The organism is Nonomuraea sp. NPDC049649 (genome assembly GCF_040675175.1).
In the GTDB taxonomy this organism is placed as follows: Bacteria; Actinomycetota; Actinomycetes; order Streptosporangiales; family Streptosporangiaceae; genus Nonomuraea.
In genome coordinates this window covers 16,917-30,570 of sequence record NZ_JBFAOH010000023.1, presented here as the reverse complement: position 1 = coordinate 30,570, position 13,654 = coordinate 16,917, and the positions used below count along the sequence as shown (strand labels likewise).

Here is a 13,654-nt window from a genome sequence, read left to right as displayed (position 1 = left end):
GAACGGCCATACGGAGGGAACGATCTAGGGACTCTCGCTACGCTCGCCTTATGCGTGGCCAGGGACCCGGGTCAGAGCACGAGAGCAGGGACGCGGGCGGCGCACCTCCGACGCCCCCGCCGAGCTTCGGCCGCCGACCACCCAGCGACCCAGGGGGCCCATCGGCGTTCCCCGACGACCCCGCGGCCCAAGCCTGGCTCACGGTCGACGGCGAACCCCGCGAAGACGCCTGGCAACCCACCGGCGCCGCCCCCGCCGACACCTGGCTCTCCGTCCAAGAGCCCGCCGACAACGACCCTCCCCCCGTACGAGACACCACCGGCGCGTCCCCCGACCCACGGGACAGCACCCCACAACCCCACCCCGGCGTACGGGACACCACCGCGCAACCCCACCCCCACGCGTCTTCAGAAGTACGAGACAGCGCCCCGCAGCCCTACCCCGGCACGCCTTCAGACGTACGAGACAACGCCGCCCACTCCCTCCCCGGCGCGCAGCCCTGGGAAGTGCAGGCCGCGGAAGGCGCGGCGTACGACTGGCATGCCGACGACGAGCCCGCGGCCCCGTCCTCGCAGAGAGCCACGGATGAGCCCCGCTGGGAGCCGCCGCCCGCGTTCACCGCCGCGGCGGCGGGGATGCAGGTGTGGCCCACTCCGGCCACCGGCTCCCCGCCCCCGTGGCCTGCCGCCACCGGTGAGCTGGAGCCGGACGACGACACCCCGGCCCTACTCGACGACGCGCAGCACACCGACCCGTCAGGGACCTGGCCCGCCCGCCCCGTCCCGCAACCGCCATCCGCGACACCGGAAGCATCCGAGGGACGGGCAGCCGAGCCGAGGCACCCCGTCCCGCTCAGCGCACCGACCCCCGCCGACCAGGACGCGCCGCCCGCCCCCAACTCCCCGTACGCGAAGGACGCCGTAGAGCTCTACCCGGCGGAGGACCCGAGACCGCCGTACGGCGTCGAGCCGACCCGCCCCTCCTACGACCAGGACGAGGCGCCCACCCGCCCAGGCCACATGCCGCGCCCCGGGCCGCTGCCGTCGACCGGCCGGAAGGGACCACCCGCACCGCTGTTCGACCCGAAGCTCTCACCCGCGGCCCAGCAAGGCACCCAGGCGGCTCCCACCGACCAGAGCGGCCCCCCACCCGAGGCCGCGCCACCCGTCATCGGCGCCCATCCCGAGAACGCCCCCGACGACGGCCCGAGCCGCCGGACGGAACCGGGCGACGTGCCCGTATGGCCCCCCACCCCACAGGGCGAAGACCAGGACCAGCTCGACCTCCCCTTCGCCCCCGAGGTCTGGGGACGCCGCTCCACCCCGGAAAACTCCGGTGAGGAGCAGCAGCCCGCCGAACATCCGCCCGGCAGCGTGATCCAGGGCGTCCCGATCCCGCCCCCGACCACCATCCCCCGGGTCCCGCCACCGCAGACCAACCCCGGCGCACCTGACAACACCCACCCGCCGCAGAAGCCCGCGGCCCTGCCGCACGCCACCGGCGCCCCGCCCCAGCAAGGCCCCGCGCCCCTCCCCGCAGGAGCCAACCAGGGCGAACTCCCGCCGCCGGCCAACGGCGACCAGGGCGGCCCGTACCGACAGCAGCCCTTCGCCCCCATCGAGATCCAACCCCAGAAGAGCAAGCGAGCCCTGTTCGCCACGCTCGGGGTCCTGGTACTCGCCGGCGTCGCCACCGGCGGCTTCTTCGCCGTACGGTCCGCCGACACCTCAGCCGCGTCAGGCGTCACCGCGAGCGCGCGGACCACACCCCCCGCCCCGCAGCCCACCACCGCCGCCGCCACCCCGGCCCAACCGGCAGGCAGCGCCATGCTGAACTCGGAGATCACCGACCCGAAGACGCTCTCGCTCAAGGAAGCGTTCCCGGACAAAAAGATCAAACTTGCGGGCGCCACCTTCACCCGCGTCAAGACGCAGGTGGCCGACGACTGCACCGACGCCGCGTCGGGCCCGTTCGCCGCGGCGCTGAAGGAGCAGAAGTGCAGCCGCGTGCTGCGCGCCACGTACGTCGACGGCAAGCGCCGCTACGCGGTGACCACCGGCATCGCGGTCCTGCCCAGCAAGGACGCCGCCGTGGAGGTCGACCAGGCCAAGGACCTCGGCCGCAACCTGTGGTTCCGCGGGCTCGCCGGTCCTGACGGTTCGGGCGGCGACCGGGTCCACATCGCCGGCGGCTACGCGGCGGGCCTGGTGTGGGGCCGCTACATCGTCTTCAGCTACGCCACCCACGCCGACGGCCACACCCCGGACGGCAAGGAGAAAGCCCTGGTGAAGGTGAGCGGCGAGTTCCGCGACGAGACCGCCAAGGTCCTGGAGCGCCGCGTCAACAACAGCTAACCGTCCACGGCCAGCGTCCGCACCCGCCTGGTCATACTCGGCGCGCCGCCAGCTAGCCGTCCGCGCCCGCCTGGTCATGCTCGCGCGCCCCGCGAGCTACCCGTCCACCGCCAGCGTCCCCACCCGCCTGGTCATACTCCGCGCCCCGCCAGCTATCCGTCCGCCGCCAGCGTCCGCACCCGCCTCGTCATGCTGGCGCGCGCAGCCAGCTCGCCGTCCGGCGGGTAGCGCACCTCTTCCAGGCAGAGTCCGCGCGCGGGCGCCACATGCACCCCACTGTCTCGTACGCCCGAAACGAGCACCTGCCCCGGCCACTCGACCGGGCGCCGCCCGTCACCCACGGCCAGCAGCGAGCCGACGAGCGCCCGCACCATCGAATGGCAGAAGGCGTCGGCCACCACGGTCGCGACCAGCGTCCCGTCGGGTTCGCGCGCCCAGTCGAGCCGCTGCAGCTCCCTGATCGTGGTGGCACCCTCGCGTTTCTTGCAGAACGCGGCGAAGTCGTGCTCGCCGATCAGCCGGGAGGCGGCGGCGTTCAGCGCGTCCAGGTCGAGCGGCCGGTTGTGCCAGAGCACCTCGTGCCGCCGCAGCGGGTCGCCCCCGCCCGGACGGTCGCTCACCCGGTACGCGTACCGCCGGGACAGCGCGGAGAACCGGGCGTCAAAGCCCTCAGGAGCCACTGAGACGCGAAAAACACGGACATCTGGGGCTAGGACACCCCCGAGCCTCCGGACGAGCACAGCGAGCCGCTCCTCCGTCCCCAGCGGCCCGGGCCGGTTCCCGTCGAGCTCCTTCAGCGCCTCGCCGGGCACGTCCAGATGCGCCACCTGCCCGCGCGCATGCACGCCCGCGTCCGTCCGCCCGGCGACCGTCAGCATCGGCGCGTCCAGCCGCAGGATCCGGCCGAGCGCCTGCTCGATCTCGCCCTGTACGGTGCGCAACCCAGGCTGACGGGCCCACCCGGAGAACCCGCTCCCGTCGTACCCGAGATCCAGCCTCAGCCGTAGCACGGTCACCTCCCAGAGGACACGCGAACAGAAAAGGGCCCGAACCCCCCAAGAGGTCCGGGCCCGTCGGCCTCGAAGATCAGGCCTCGTCCTTCTTCGCCTCAGGCTCGGCGGCGTCGTTCGCGCCCTCGACGGCCTCGGCGGCCTGCGTGCTCTCGGCGTCCTCGGTCTTCGCCTCGGCCGGCTTCTCCTCCGCGGGCGCGGCGGCCGGCGCGGTGGTGCGGGTGGTGACCTTGTTCAGCGGCTCGGTCACCAGCTCGATGACGGCCAGCGGGGCGTTGTCGCCCTTCCGCGCACCGATCTTGGTGATCCGGGTGTAGCCGCCGGGACGCTCGGCGAACGTCGTCGCGAGCTCGGTGAAGAGGTGGTGCACGACGCTCTTGTCACGGATGACGGTGAGCACCTGGCGACGGTTGTGGATGTCGCCCTTCTTCGCCTTGGTGATCAGGCGCTCCGCCAGCGGACGGACGCGCTTGGCCTTGGTGACCGTGGTGCGGATCTTGCCGTGGCGGAACAGGTCCGTGGCCAGGTTCGCCAGCATCCGCCGCTCGTGGGCCGGGCTGCCGCCAAGACGGGTGCCCTTGGTGGGCTTGGGCATAGCTCTCTCCTTGATGAGGTAACCGCCCCGGCCGTGCCAGGCACCGGGGTCGGGCGGCAGGCCACCTGGGCCTGCCGCGGGTCGAAGGCCGCGTGAAACGCGCCCTCAACGGGAACCGCTGGTGGCTCCCGCGAAGGGCCCCCTCTCAGGGGCCCCCACGGTCAGTACTGCTCGGTCTCGACGTACGCGCTGTCGTCTTCTTCGTAGCCGCCGCCCGCTACCGCGCTCGGGTCGAATCCGGGCGGTGAGTCTTTGAGCGACAGCGACATCTCGTGCAGCTTCTGCTTGACTTCCTCTATTGACTTCGCACCGAAGTTCCGGATGTCGAGCAGGTCCTGCTCGCTCCGCGCGACGAGCTCACCCACGGTGTGGATGCCCTCGCGCTTGAGGCAGTTGTACGAGCGGACGGTGAGGTTGAGCTCCTCGATCGGCAGCGCCAGGTCGGCGGCCAGGGCGGCGTCGGTCGGCGACGGGCCGATGTCGATGCCCTCGGCCTCGACGTTGAGCTCGCGGGCCAGGCCGAAGAGCTCGACGAGGGTCTTACCGGCGGAGGCCACCGCGTCGCGGGGCTTCATGGCCGGCTTGGTCTCGACGTCGAGGATGAGGCGGTCGAAGTCGGTGCGCTGCTCGACTCGGGTCGCCTCGACCTTGTAGGTGACCTTGAGAACCGGGGAGTAGATGGAGTCGATCGGGATCCGGCCGATCTCCTGGCCCGGCTGCTTGTTCTGCGCGGCGGAGACGTAGCCGCGGCCGCGCTCGACCGTCAGCTCCATCTCCAGCTTGGCCTTGCTGTTGAGCGTGGCGATGCGCAGCTCGGGGTTGTGCACCTCGACGCCCGCCGGCGGCGCGATGTCGGCCGCGGTGACCTCACCCGGGCCCTGCTTGCGCAGGTACATCACGACCGGCTCGTCGTGCTCGGAGGACACGACGAGTTCCTTGAGGTTGAGGATGATGTCGGTGACGTCTTCCTTGACCCCGGGAACGGTCGAGAACTCGTGGAGCACGCCCTCGATCCGGATGCTCGTCACGGCCGCGCCCGGGATGGACGACAGCAGCGTGCGGCGGAGCGAGTTGCCGATGGTGTAGCCGAAGCCGGGCTCCAGCGGCTCGATGACGAACCGGGAGCGCGTCTCGTCGATGGACTCTTCGAGAAGAGTCGGACGCTGAGCGATCAGCATGACTGGGTTCTCCCCTTTTTCGTGTGGCGCCCGCTATATGACGCCACTCCGATAAACAGCCTAGTTCTCGTACGGAGTAATCCGTACGAGAACCAGAACGACGAGTGACTACTTCGAGTAGAACTCGACGATGAGCTGCTCCTGCACCTGGGTGTCGATCTGCTGCCGGACGGGCAGCTGGTGCACCAGGATGCGGAGCCTGTCCGGCACGACGCCCAGCCAGGCCGGGACCGTGCGCTCGCCGGCGGTGGCGCGGGCCACCTCGTACGGCATCAGGTTGCGCTTGTTCTCACGAATCTCGATGATGTCGTGCTCGCGCACCCGGTAGGACGGGATGTCCACCTTCTTGCCGTTGACCATGACGTGGCCGTGACGGACCTGCTGGCGGGCCGCGTCGCGCGACTGCGCGAAACCGGCGCGGTAGACGACGTTGTCGAGGCGGCTCTCCAGGATCTGGAGCAGGATCTCGCCCGACTTACCGCTCCGGCTGGCGGCTTCCTCGTAGTAGTTGCGGAACTGCTTCTCGAGGACGCCGTAGATGCGGCGGGTCTTCTGCTTCTCGCGGAGCTGGAGCTGGTACTCGGACTCCTTGGGGCGTCCGCGGCCGTGCTCACCCGGCGGGTAAGGACGGATCTCGATGGGGCACTTGGCGGACTCGCACTTGCTGCCCTTGAGGAAGAGCTTGGTCTTCTCCCGGCGGCAGAGCTTGCAGTCCGCGCCCGTGTAACGAGCCATTTCTCTGTATCTCCTGGGCTAAGTCAGACGCGGCGGCGCTTGGGCGGCCGGCAACCGTTGTGCGGAACCGGGGTGACGTCCTGGATCGAACCCACTTCGAGGCCGGTGGCCTGGAGCGAGCGGATCGCGGTCTCACGACCGGAGCCGGGACCCTTGACGAACACGTCGACCTTGCGCATGCCGTGCTCCATGGCGCGGCGGGCGGCGTTCTCGGCGGCCATCTGAGCGGCGAACGGGGTGGACTTACGAGAGCCCTTGAAGCCCACGTGGCCCGCGCTGGCCCAGGAGATCACGTTCCCGTTGGGGTCGGTGATCGAGACGATCGTGTTGTTGAACGTGCTCTTGATGTGGGCGTGCCCGTGAGCGACGTTCTTCTTTTCCTTGCGGCGCACCTTCTTCGGCGCGCCCTGGCGGCTCTTAGGAGGCATTGCTTGCCTTCAACTCCTGAGGTCTTCGGTCCGCGGCTGTGCTGAATGGTCGCGCTTACTGGGCCCTTGAGGGCGGTCGCGTGGACCGCCGCTCCCGGGCCCGACCGTTCGCGCTCCGGTGGACTACTTCTTGCCGGGCTTCTTCTTGCCGGCCACGGTCTTCTTCTTGCCCTTGCGGGTGCGCGCGTTCGTCTGCGTGCGCTGGCCGTGGACGGGCAGGCCCTTGCGGTGCCGGATGCCCTGGTAGCAGCCAATCTCGATCTTGCGACGGATGTCGGCCTGGACCTCGCGGCGCAGGTCACCCTCGATCTTGAAGTTCGCCTCGATGTAGTCACGCATCGGGACGAGCTCTTGGTCGGTGAGCTGGTGCACACGCAGGTCGGGGCTCACACCGGTCGCCTGGAGGATCTCCTGGGCGCGGGTGCGGCCGATGCCGTAGATGTAGGTGAGAGCGATCTCCAGCCGCTTGTCGCGGGGGAGGTCGACGCCAACCAGGCGAGCCATGGCGGGCATTCTCCTTCGTTGTGGCGGAGGTCTTGCGCGCCACTTCCCCTCCCCAATGCCCGGGGTGGAGGGCCCTGGCCTCCGACCAGGGGTCTCCCGAGAGGTTCAGGCCCGTTGTGGGGCCTGCCTTCCCGGGTGTGGCACGCGCTTACGGAGCAAGACTTCTCATGCGTCGAGTCCGCACCCTGCTGGGAGGCGGACTCGGAGAAGCCTTGCGGCGACTAGCCCTGGCGCTGCTTGTGGCGCAGGTTGTCGCAGATCACCATGACGCGACCGTGCCGGCGAATCACCTTGCACTTGTCGCAGATCTTCTTGACGCTCGGCTTTACCTTCATAGTCCTTTGTGTCCTCAGACGTCTTACTTGTATCGGTAGACGATCCGCCCACGACTGAGGTCATAGGGGCTCAGTTCCACGACAACCCTGTCGTCCGGCAGAATCCGGATGTAGTGCATCCGCATCCGCCCGCTGATGTGGGCCAGGACCTTATGGCCGTTGTCGAGCTGCACCCTGAACATGGCGTTCGGGAGCGACTCGACCACAGTGCCCTCGATCTCGATGGCGCCGTCCTTCTTGGCCAAAATTCCTCGCGTTTCACTGATCGATCGTCTGAGGCTCCGGTTCACTAGCAGCCGCGACCTTCACGCTTCGGAGAGAGCGACGACCGACAAGGGGCGCCGACACGTGATAGTCATAGTGAGCCGACTAAGGAGTGTACGACACCACGGCGCGAATCGCGAAACGCGTGCCGGGTGTCCCGACACAACCAGAGCACAGTCTACCGGAATTCTCGGCCGCCCCGTTCCGCCCGCCGCGCGTGCCGCCCCGGCATGGACGAAGGCCCGCCGGGAGCCGGCGGGCCTCGTGAGGTCTCTCAGTAGATGCGGTGCACCGGGCCGCAGTACTTACCCGCCGCACACCAGCAGGTGCAGGTGTAGAGCTTCCTGATGTTCCGCTCGCTCCACGTGTGCTTGTACGAGCCGTTCCACCGGTAGAAGTGCTTGCCGGTCTTGTCGTAGATGTAGGCCCTCTTGTTCGCCGAGTAGTACTTGCCCCAGGCACCGGCGGTGGCCGACCCGCAGAGCGCACTAGTACACGGAGCGGTCGCTCACTTCCGCTCCTGGTTGCTCCCGAACACCGTGCTGACCAGCAGGATCGCGCCCCACGGCCCCATTACCCAGAGCGGCCACGGGTAGATGAACGAACCCGAGGTGATGCTGACGATCAGCCAGATGACCCAGTTGACGGAGCTGGCGGCCGCCCACGCGCCCCAGGCCGCCTTCAGGCCCGTGTGCATGCCCTGCTTGGCCACCGGCTGCGGCTCGACCTTGGCCGGCGGGTTGCGCAGGTCGACCTCGGGGAGATCCGCCGTCACCCTGGCCAGCTCACCGTAGGTCTTGCTCTGGTAGACCTCCTCGAGCCGCTGGTGGAACTCGTCCATGGTGAGGCGGCCCTGGGCGGTGTGCTCCCGCAGTAGGGCGGCCACCCGGTCACGTTCGACGTCGGATGCACGCATCTCGGGGCTCTGCGCCATGCCCACTCCCGGGGTTCCCGTCTACGGCTGCGAAAGGCGCTCCTTGCCCCCATCGAGGGCGGTAAGCACCCAAGGTCCATTATGTGTCACCGCCACGCTGTGCTCGAAGTGCGCGGACGGCTTGCCGTCGAGCGTCACCACGGTCCAGTCGTCGGCCAGCACCCGCGTCTGCTCCGTACCGAGGTTCACCATCGGCTCGATCGCCAGGCACATGCCCGGGGCCAGGACCGGACCGCGGCCGGGCCTGCCCTTGTTGGCGATCCACGGATCCATGTGCATCTCGGTGCCGATGCCGTGACCGCCGTACTCGGACGGGATGCCGAACCTGCCCTGCGACGTGACGTACCGCTCGATCTCGTAGCCGATGTCGGAGAGGCGGCGGCCGGGCGTGAGCGCCCTGATGCCGGCCCACATCGCCTCCTCGGTGATCCGGATCAGCTCCAGCAGCTCCGGCTCCACCTCGCCCACCGGGACCGTGATGGCCGAGTCGCCGTGCCAGCTGTCCAGGATGGCGCCGCAGTCGATCGCGATGATGTCGCCCTCGCGCAGCTTGCGCGCGTCGGTCGGGATCCCGTGGACCACCTCGTTGTTCACCGAGGCGCAGATCGACGCCGGAAAGCCCATGTAGCCCTTGAACGACGGGATGGCGCCCTGGTCCCGGATCGCCTTCTCGGCGATGACGTCCAGGTCGAGCGGTGTCATGCCCGGCTCGACGGACCGCCTCAGCAGGTCCAGAGTGCGCCCGACCACCAGTCCCGCGGCACGCATCTTCTCCAGTTGCTCAGGCGTCTTGATCTGGATTCCGTGCCGGTTTCTCTTGAACACGTACCGCACCCCCAAGGGCTTCAACGGGCAACATCGGAGCCCAATTCCCCCCACAATAACCGCGAGGTGGCACGGATCTCCGTGCCACCTCCGCGAATGTTCTCCAGGAACTACCCCAGGAATGGACGGATCGCGTCCATCGCCCGCTGGGTGACCTCCTCGACCGGCCCGGTCGCGTCCACGCCGACCAGGATGCCCTCGTCGGCGTAGTAGGAGATCAGCGGTGCGGTCTGCTCCTGGTAGACCTCCAGGCGGTGCCTGACGGTCTCCTCCCTGTCGTCGTCACGCTGGAAGAGCGTGCCGCCACAGGCATCGCACCGATCGTCCTGCTTGTCGTCGAACTCCACATGCCAGATGCGCCCGCACTGGCTGCACGTGCGCCGGCCCGCCAGCCGCCTGACCACCTCGTCGTCGTCGACCACGAGCTCCAGCACCACGTCGAGCCCCGTGCCCCAGTCGGCGAGCATCTTCTTGAGAATCTCGGCCTGCGGCACGTTGCGCGGGAAGCCGTCGAGCAGGAACCCGTCCTGCGCGTCGTCCTCCGAGAGGCGGTCACGGACCATGGCGATGGTGACCTCGTCGGGCACCAGGTCGCCGCGGTCCATGTAGGTCTTGGCGAGCTTGCCTAGCTCCGTGCCCCCGGAGACGTTGGCACGGAAGATGTCACCTGTCGAAATCTTCGGGATAGACAGGTTTGATGCGATGTACTGGGCCTGAGTCCCTTTGCCCGCTCCAGGGGGCCCAACTAGAACGAGCCTCACTACCGCAGGAAACCTTCGTAGTTACGCTGCTGCAGCTGGCTTTCGATTTGCTTGACCGTGTCCAATCCGACACCAACCATGATCAGGATGCTCGCCCCTCCGAACGGGAAGTTCTGGCTCGCTCCGGACACCGCAAGCGCGAAGATCGGGACCATGGAGATGAGACCCAGATAGAGCGCACCGGGCGTGGTCAGACGGTTGAGCACGAAACTGAGGTACTCGGCCGTCGGCCGGCCCGGACGGATGCCCGGAATGAACCCACCGTACTTCTTCATGTTGTCGGCCACTTCAGCGGGGTTGAAAGTGATGGACACGTAGAAGTAGGTGAAGAACACGATCAGGAGGAACAGCACCGCCATATAGATCGGCGTGTCGCCCGTGGCGAGGTTCTGCGAGATCCACTGCACGATCTGGTGGGGGTTCTCGGTGTTGGCGAACAGCGAGACCACCAGCTGCGGCAGATAGAGCAGCGACGAGGCGAAGATCAGCGGGATGATGCCCGCCTGGTTGACCTTCAGCGGGATGTACGTGGACGTACCGCCGTACATGCGGCGCCCGACCATCCGCTTGGCGTACTGGACCGGAATACGCCGCTGCGCCTGCTCGACGAAGACGACGGCGGCGACGAGGAACAGGCCGATCACCAGCACGGCGGCGAAGGTGACCTTGTTGGCCTGGAAGATGTTGGCCATCTCCGACGGGAAGACGGCGATGACGGACGTGAAGATCAGGATGGACATGCCGTTGCCGACACCGCGGTCGGTGATCAGCTCGCCCAGCCACATGATCACGGACGTGCCCGCGGTCATGATGACGACCATGGTCACGATCTGGAAGACGTTGTCAGGGTTGAGCAGCACGCTCTGCTGACAGTTCGGGAACAGCTGCCCCGAGCGCGCGAGCGCGATGAACGCGGTCGACTGGAGCACACCGAGGCCGACGGTCAGATAACGCGTGTACTGCGTGATCTTGGCCTGACCCGACTGGCCCTCCTTCTTGAGGGCCTCCAGCCGTGGGATGACGACGACCAGCAGCTGCAGGATGATGCTCGCGGTGATGTACGGCATGATGCCGAGCGCGAACACTGAAAGTTTCAGCAGGGCGCCACCGCTGAACAGCTGCACCATTCCATAGATTTGTCCGTTGGCGCCTGAACGGGCCTGATCGAAGCAGGCCGCAAGGTTCTGAACGTGAACGCCCGGAGTCGGAAGAACCGAGCCGAGGCGGAACAGCGCGATGATGCCCAGGGTGAAGAGCAACTTCTTGCGCAGGTCCGGCGTCCGGAACGCCCGGGTAAACGCGGTCAGCACGGTCCCTCCTGCGCGCCTGTGAGGCGGTGTGAGTATGCGATGGTGCGGGGCTCTGCCATCTGTGTATCAGGTCGAATCGGCAGAACGGAATCCTGCCGTCTCGCGAACTCTAACGCACTACGCGCGTGGGGGCCCATTGTCAGAACCCCCACGCGACGTAAATGCTCTTACAGCTCGGTAACGGAGCCACCGGCCGCGGCGATCTTCTCCTTCGCGGTGTTCGAGAAGGCGTGAGCCTGCACGTTCACCGCGACCGAGATCTCACCGGTGCCCAGCACCTTGACCGGCTGGTTCTTGCGGACAGCACCCTTGGCGACCAGCGCCTCGACGGTGACGTCGCCACCCTCGGGGAACAGCTCACCCAGCCTGTCCAGGTTGACGACCTGGTAGGTCGTCTTGAACAGCGCGTTGGAGAAGCCCTTCAGCTTCGGCAGACGCCTCTGCAGCGGCACCTGGCCACCCTCGAAGCCGGGGTGGATCGTGGTGCGGGCGTGCGTGCCCTTGGTGCCGCGACCGGCGGTCTTGCCCTTCGACGCCTCGCCGCGGCCCTTACGGGTCTTCGGCTTGTTGGCACCGGGGGCAGGACGCAGGTCGTGGATCTTGAGTGGAGCCTTGTCCGTCATGACTAGTCGACCTCTTCCACCTCGACGAGGTGCGTCACCACGGAGACCATCCCGCGAATCTCGGGCCGGTCCTCCTTGACGACGACGTCGCCGATTCGCTTCAGGCCAAGCGAGCGCAGCGAGTCACGCTGGTTCTGCTTGCCACCGATCTTCGAGCGAACCTGAGTGATCTTCAGGCGTGCCATGACTAGCTCACCGCCTTGGCGGCCGCTGCCTCGGCGAAGCCCTCACGCTGAGCCTTGAGCATCCGGGCCGGAGCCACGTCCTCGATCGGCAGGCCCCGGCGGGCGGCGATCTCCTCAGGCCGGGACAGGGCCTTCAGCGCCGACACCGTGGCGTGCACGATGTTGATCGGGTTGTCGGAACCGAGCGACTTCGACAGCACGTCGTGGATGCCGGCGCACTCCAGGACCGCACGGACCGGGCCACCGGCGATCACACCGGTACCCGGGGACGCCGGACGCAGGAAGACGACACCGGCCGCCTCCTCGCCCTGCACCGTGTGCGGGATCGTGCCCTGGATGCGGGGCACCTTGAAGAAGTGCTTCTTGGCCTCCTCGACGCCCTTGGCGATGGCGGCCGGGACTTCCTTGGCCTTGCCATAGCCGACGCCGACCATGCCGTTGCCGTCGCCGACGACGACCAGGGCGGTGAAGCTGAAGCGACGACCACCCTTCACGACCTTGGCCACTCGGTTGATCTTAACTACGCGCTCGATGTACGAGACGCCCTTGTCAGCGGCGCCACCGCGGCGATCGTCACGACGGTCACGCCGCTCGCCACCGGTGCCGCCACCGCGACGCGGAGCTGCAGCCATCAGTGGTTCCTCTTCTCAGTTGCCATCTTCCGGGCCCGCATCAGAACTCGAGCCCGCTCTCGCGTGCGCTGTCGGCCAGCGCCGCGATCCGACCTGCGTACCGGTTGCCACCACGGTCGAACACCACGGCGGTGATCCCGGCTTCCTTGGCCCGCTGAGCGAGGAGCTCGCCGACCTTCTTCGCCTTCTCGGTCTTGTCCGCCTCCAGCGCACGCAGCGAGGGGTCCATGGTGGACGCGCTCACCAGCGTGTGCCCGACCGTGTCGTCCACGATCTGGACGAACATGTGACGGGACGAGCGGTTGACGACCAGGCGCGGACGCTGGGCCGTACCGACGACCTTCTTGCGGACGCGGCGGTGGCGGCGGGCCCGCGAGACGGTGCGGGCAGCCGTGTGCTTGCCGAACGCAGTCTTCGGAGCCATGCCTACTTACCAGCCTTTCCGACCTTGCGGCGGATCTGTTCGCCCTGGTAGCGCACGCCCTTGCCCTTGTAGGGGTCAGGCCGGCGCAGCTTGCGGATGTTCGCGGCGACCTCGCCGACCTTCTGCTTGTCGATGCCGTCCACGTGGAACAGGGTCGGCTTCTCGACGCGGAAGGAGATGCCCTCGGGGGCGTCCACGATCACCGGGTGGCTGAAGCCCAGCGAGAACTCCAGCTGCTTGGGCCCCTTGGCCTGGACGCGGTAACCGACACCGACGATCTCCAGGGACTTCGAGTAGCCCTGCGTCACGCCCTGCACCATGTTGGCGATCAGCGTCCGCGAGAGCCCGTGCAGCGCACGGACCTTGTTCTCGTCGTTGGGACGGGAGACCTGAATGGTGCCGTCCTCGTCGCGAGCCACCTTGATGGGCTCGACGACCGTGTGGGTGAGCGTGCCCTTCGGGCCCTTGACCTGGACATCCTGACCGTTGATCGTGATGTCTACGCCGCTGGGCACAGGGATGGGCAGCCGTCCGATTCTCGACATGCTGTGTTCCTC

18 protein-coding genes are annotated in these 13,654 nt (G+C 68.0%); 1 reads left to right on the top strand and 17 read right to left on the bottom strand.

From position 1 onward, the window contains the following. The first annotated feature begins 50 nt into the window (after positions 1-50). A complete protein-coding gene (locus AB0J42_RS25510) occupies positions 51-2,354 on the top strand; it encodes a hypothetical protein (protein ID WP_364298557.1) in 2,304 nt (767 codons plus the stop codon). Positions 2,355-2,506: 152 nt separating this feature from the next. Here the strand turns inward: AB0J42_RS25510 and truA are convergent, their stop codons facing one another. The 17 genes from truA to rplF all read right to left on the bottom strand — a co-directional run bounded on the left by truA (position 2,507) and on the right by rplF (position 13,642). Then, entirely contained in the window at positions 2,507-3,364 is an 858-nt protein-coding gene (gene truA, locus AB0J42_RS25505) for a tRNA pseudouridine(38-40) synthase TruA (protein ID WP_364298555.1), read from the bottom strand. 76 nt (positions 3,365-3,440) lie between these two features. After that, positions 3,441-3,959: a 50S ribosomal protein L17 gene (gene rplQ / locus AB0J42_RS25500; RefSeq protein ID WP_364298553.1), complete on the bottom strand. Its 519-nt coding sequence runs from the start codon at positions 3,957-3,959 to the stop codon at positions 3,441-3,443. Between the two features lie 161 nt (positions 3,960-4,120). Beyond that, positions 4,121-5,137 (bottom strand): DNA-directed RNA polymerase subunit alpha, encoded by a 1,017-nt coding sequence (locus AB0J42_RS25495; protein ID WP_364298551.1) that lies wholly within the window; start codon positions 5,135-5,137, stop codon positions 4,121-4,123. A 108-nt stretch (positions 5,138-5,245) separates the two neighbouring features. Continuing rightward, the gene (gene rpsD, locus AB0J42_RS25490; protein WP_364298549.1) at positions 5,246-5,872 is read right to left on the bottom strand and encodes a 30S ribosomal protein S4; all 627 of its coding nucleotides are present in this window, start codon (positions 5,870-5,872) and stop codon (positions 5,246-5,248) included. A gap of 23 nt (positions 5,873-5,895) precedes the next feature. Continuing rightward, complete coding sequence (gene rpsK, locus AB0J42_RS25485) at positions 5,896-6,300, bottom strand: 30S ribosomal protein S11 (RefSeq protein WP_020542285.1); 405 nt, start codon at positions 6,298-6,300, stop codon at positions 5,896-5,898. Between the two features lie 123 nt (positions 6,301-6,423). Next, on the bottom strand, positions 6,424-6,804 hold the full coding sequence (rpsM, locus tag AB0J42_RS25480) for a 30S ribosomal protein S13 (RefSeq protein ID WP_364298547.1): 381 nt from the start codon (positions 6,802-6,804) through the stop codon (positions 6,424-6,426). Positions 6,805-7,025: 221 nt separating this feature from the next. After that, on the bottom strand, positions 7,026-7,139 hold the full coding sequence (gene rpmJ / locus AB0J42_RS25475; RefSeq protein ID WP_003956441.1) for a 50S ribosomal protein L36: 114 nt from the start codon (positions 7,137-7,139) through the stop codon (positions 7,026-7,028). 23 nt (positions 7,140-7,162) lie between these two features. Next, positions 7,163-7,384 carry a translation initiation factor IF-1 gene (gene infA, locus AB0J42_RS25470; protein WP_012887858.1) on the bottom strand — a complete coding sequence of 74 codons (222 nt, stop codon included), beginning with the start codon at positions 7,382-7,384 and terminating at the stop codon, positions 7,163-7,165. A gap of 527 nt (positions 7,385-7,911) precedes the next feature. Further along, positions 7,912-8,337 (bottom strand): DUF1707 domain-containing protein, encoded by a 426-nt coding sequence (locus AB0J42_RS25465; RefSeq protein ID WP_364298545.1) that lies wholly within the window; start codon positions 8,335-8,337, stop codon positions 7,912-7,914. Positions 8,338-8,358: 21 nt separating this feature from the next. Beyond that, positions 8,359-9,162 carry a type I methionyl aminopeptidase gene (gene map, locus AB0J42_RS25460; protein WP_364298543.1) on the bottom strand — a complete coding sequence of 268 codons (804 nt, stop codon included), beginning with the start codon at positions 9,160-9,162 and terminating at the stop codon, positions 8,359-8,361. A 110-nt stretch (positions 9,163-9,272) separates the two neighbouring features. Further along, positions 9,273-9,923: an adenylate kinase gene (locus AB0J42_RS25455; RefSeq protein WP_364298541.1), complete on the bottom strand. Its 651-nt coding sequence runs from the start codon at positions 9,921-9,923 to the stop codon at positions 9,273-9,275. Then, positions 9,923-11,233, bottom strand: coding sequence for a preprotein translocase subunit SecY (gene secY, locus AB0J42_RS25450; RefSeq protein WP_364298539.1), 1,311 nt, complete (start codon positions 11,231-11,233; stop codon positions 9,923-9,925). The genes AB0J42_RS25455 and secY overlap by 1 nt, the downstream gene beginning before the upstream one ends. A 167-nt stretch (positions 11,234-11,400) precedes the next feature. Then, complete coding sequence (gene rplO, locus AB0J42_RS25445; protein WP_364298537.1) at positions 11,401-11,856, bottom strand: 50S ribosomal protein L15; 456 nt, start codon at positions 11,854-11,856, stop codon at positions 11,401-11,403. 2 nt (positions 11,857-11,858) lie between these two features. After that, the gene (gene rpmD, locus AB0J42_RS25440) at positions 11,859-12,041 is read right to left on the bottom strand and encodes a 50S ribosomal protein L30 (protein ID WP_080043226.1); all 183 of its coding nucleotides are present in this window, start codon (positions 12,039-12,041) and stop codon (positions 11,859-11,861) included. A gap of 2 nt (positions 12,042-12,043) precedes the next feature. Further along, entirely contained in the window at positions 12,044-12,673 is a 630-nt protein-coding gene (rpsE, locus tag AB0J42_RS25435; RefSeq protein WP_364298535.1) for a 30S ribosomal protein S5, read from the bottom strand. A 40-nt stretch (positions 12,674-12,713) separates the two neighbouring features. Next, entirely contained in the window at positions 12,714-13,097 is a 384-nt protein-coding gene (rplR, locus tag AB0J42_RS25430; protein WP_364298533.1) for a 50S ribosomal protein L18, read from the bottom strand. Positions 13,098-13,099: 2 nt separating this feature from the next. Then, positions 13,100-13,642 carry a 50S ribosomal protein L6 gene (rplF, locus tag AB0J42_RS25425; RefSeq protein WP_364298531.1) on the bottom strand — a complete coding sequence of 181 codons (543 nt, stop codon included), beginning with the start codon at positions 13,640-13,642 and terminating at the stop codon, positions 13,100-13,102. Positions 13,643-13,654 lie beyond the last annotated feature (12 nt).

Coding starts and splice junctions, on each gene's coding strand:
- AB0J42_RS25510 (WP_364298557.1), top strand. CDS start 51: ATGCGTGGCCAGGGACCCGGGTCAGAGCACGAGAGCAGGGACGCGGGC.
- rplQ (WP_364298553.1), bottom strand. CDS start 3,959: ATGCCCAAGCCCACCAAGGGCACCCGTCTTGGCGGCAGCCCGGCCCAC.
- rplO (WP_364298537.1), bottom strand. CDS start 11,856: ATGACGGACAAGGCTCCACTCAAGATCCACGACCTGCGTCCTGCCCCC.
- rplR (WP_364298533.1), bottom strand. CDS start 13,097: ATGGCTCCGAAGACTGCGTTCGGCAAGCACACGGCTGCCCGCACCGTC.
- rpsK (WP_020542285.1), bottom strand. CDS start 6,300: ATGCCTCCTAAGAGCCGCCAGGGCGCGCCGAAGAAGGTGCGCCGCAAG.
- rpsD (WP_364298549.1), bottom strand. CDS start 5,872: ATGGCTCGTTACACGGGCGCGGACTGCAAGCTCTGCCGCCGGGAGAAG.
- rpsM (WP_364298547.1), bottom strand. CDS start 6,804: ATGGCTCGCCTGGTTGGCGTCGACCTCCCCCGCGACAAGCGGCTGGAG.
- rpmJ (WP_003956441.1), bottom strand. CDS start 7,139: ATGAAGGTAAAGCCGAGCGTCAAGAAGATCTGCGACAAGTGCAAGGTG.
- AB0J42_RS25465 (WP_364298545.1), bottom strand. CDS start 8,337: ATGGCGCAGAGCCCCGAGATGCGTGCATCCGACGTCGAACGTGACCGG.
- rpsE (WP_364298535.1), bottom strand. CDS start 12,673: ATGGCTGCAGCTCCGCGTCGCGGTGGCGGCACCGGTGGCGAGCGGCGT.
- rplF (WP_364298531.1), bottom strand. CDS start 13,642: ATGTCGAGAATCGGACGGCTGCCCATCCCTGTGCCCAGCGGCGTAGAC.
- AB0J42_RS25495 (WP_364298551.1), bottom strand. CDS start 5,137: ATGCTGATCGCTCAGCGTCCGACTCTTCTCGAAGAGTCCATCGACGAG.
- rpmD (WP_080043226.1), bottom strand. CDS start 12,041: ATGGCACGCCTGAAGATCACTCAGGTTCGCTCGAAGATCGGTGGCAAG.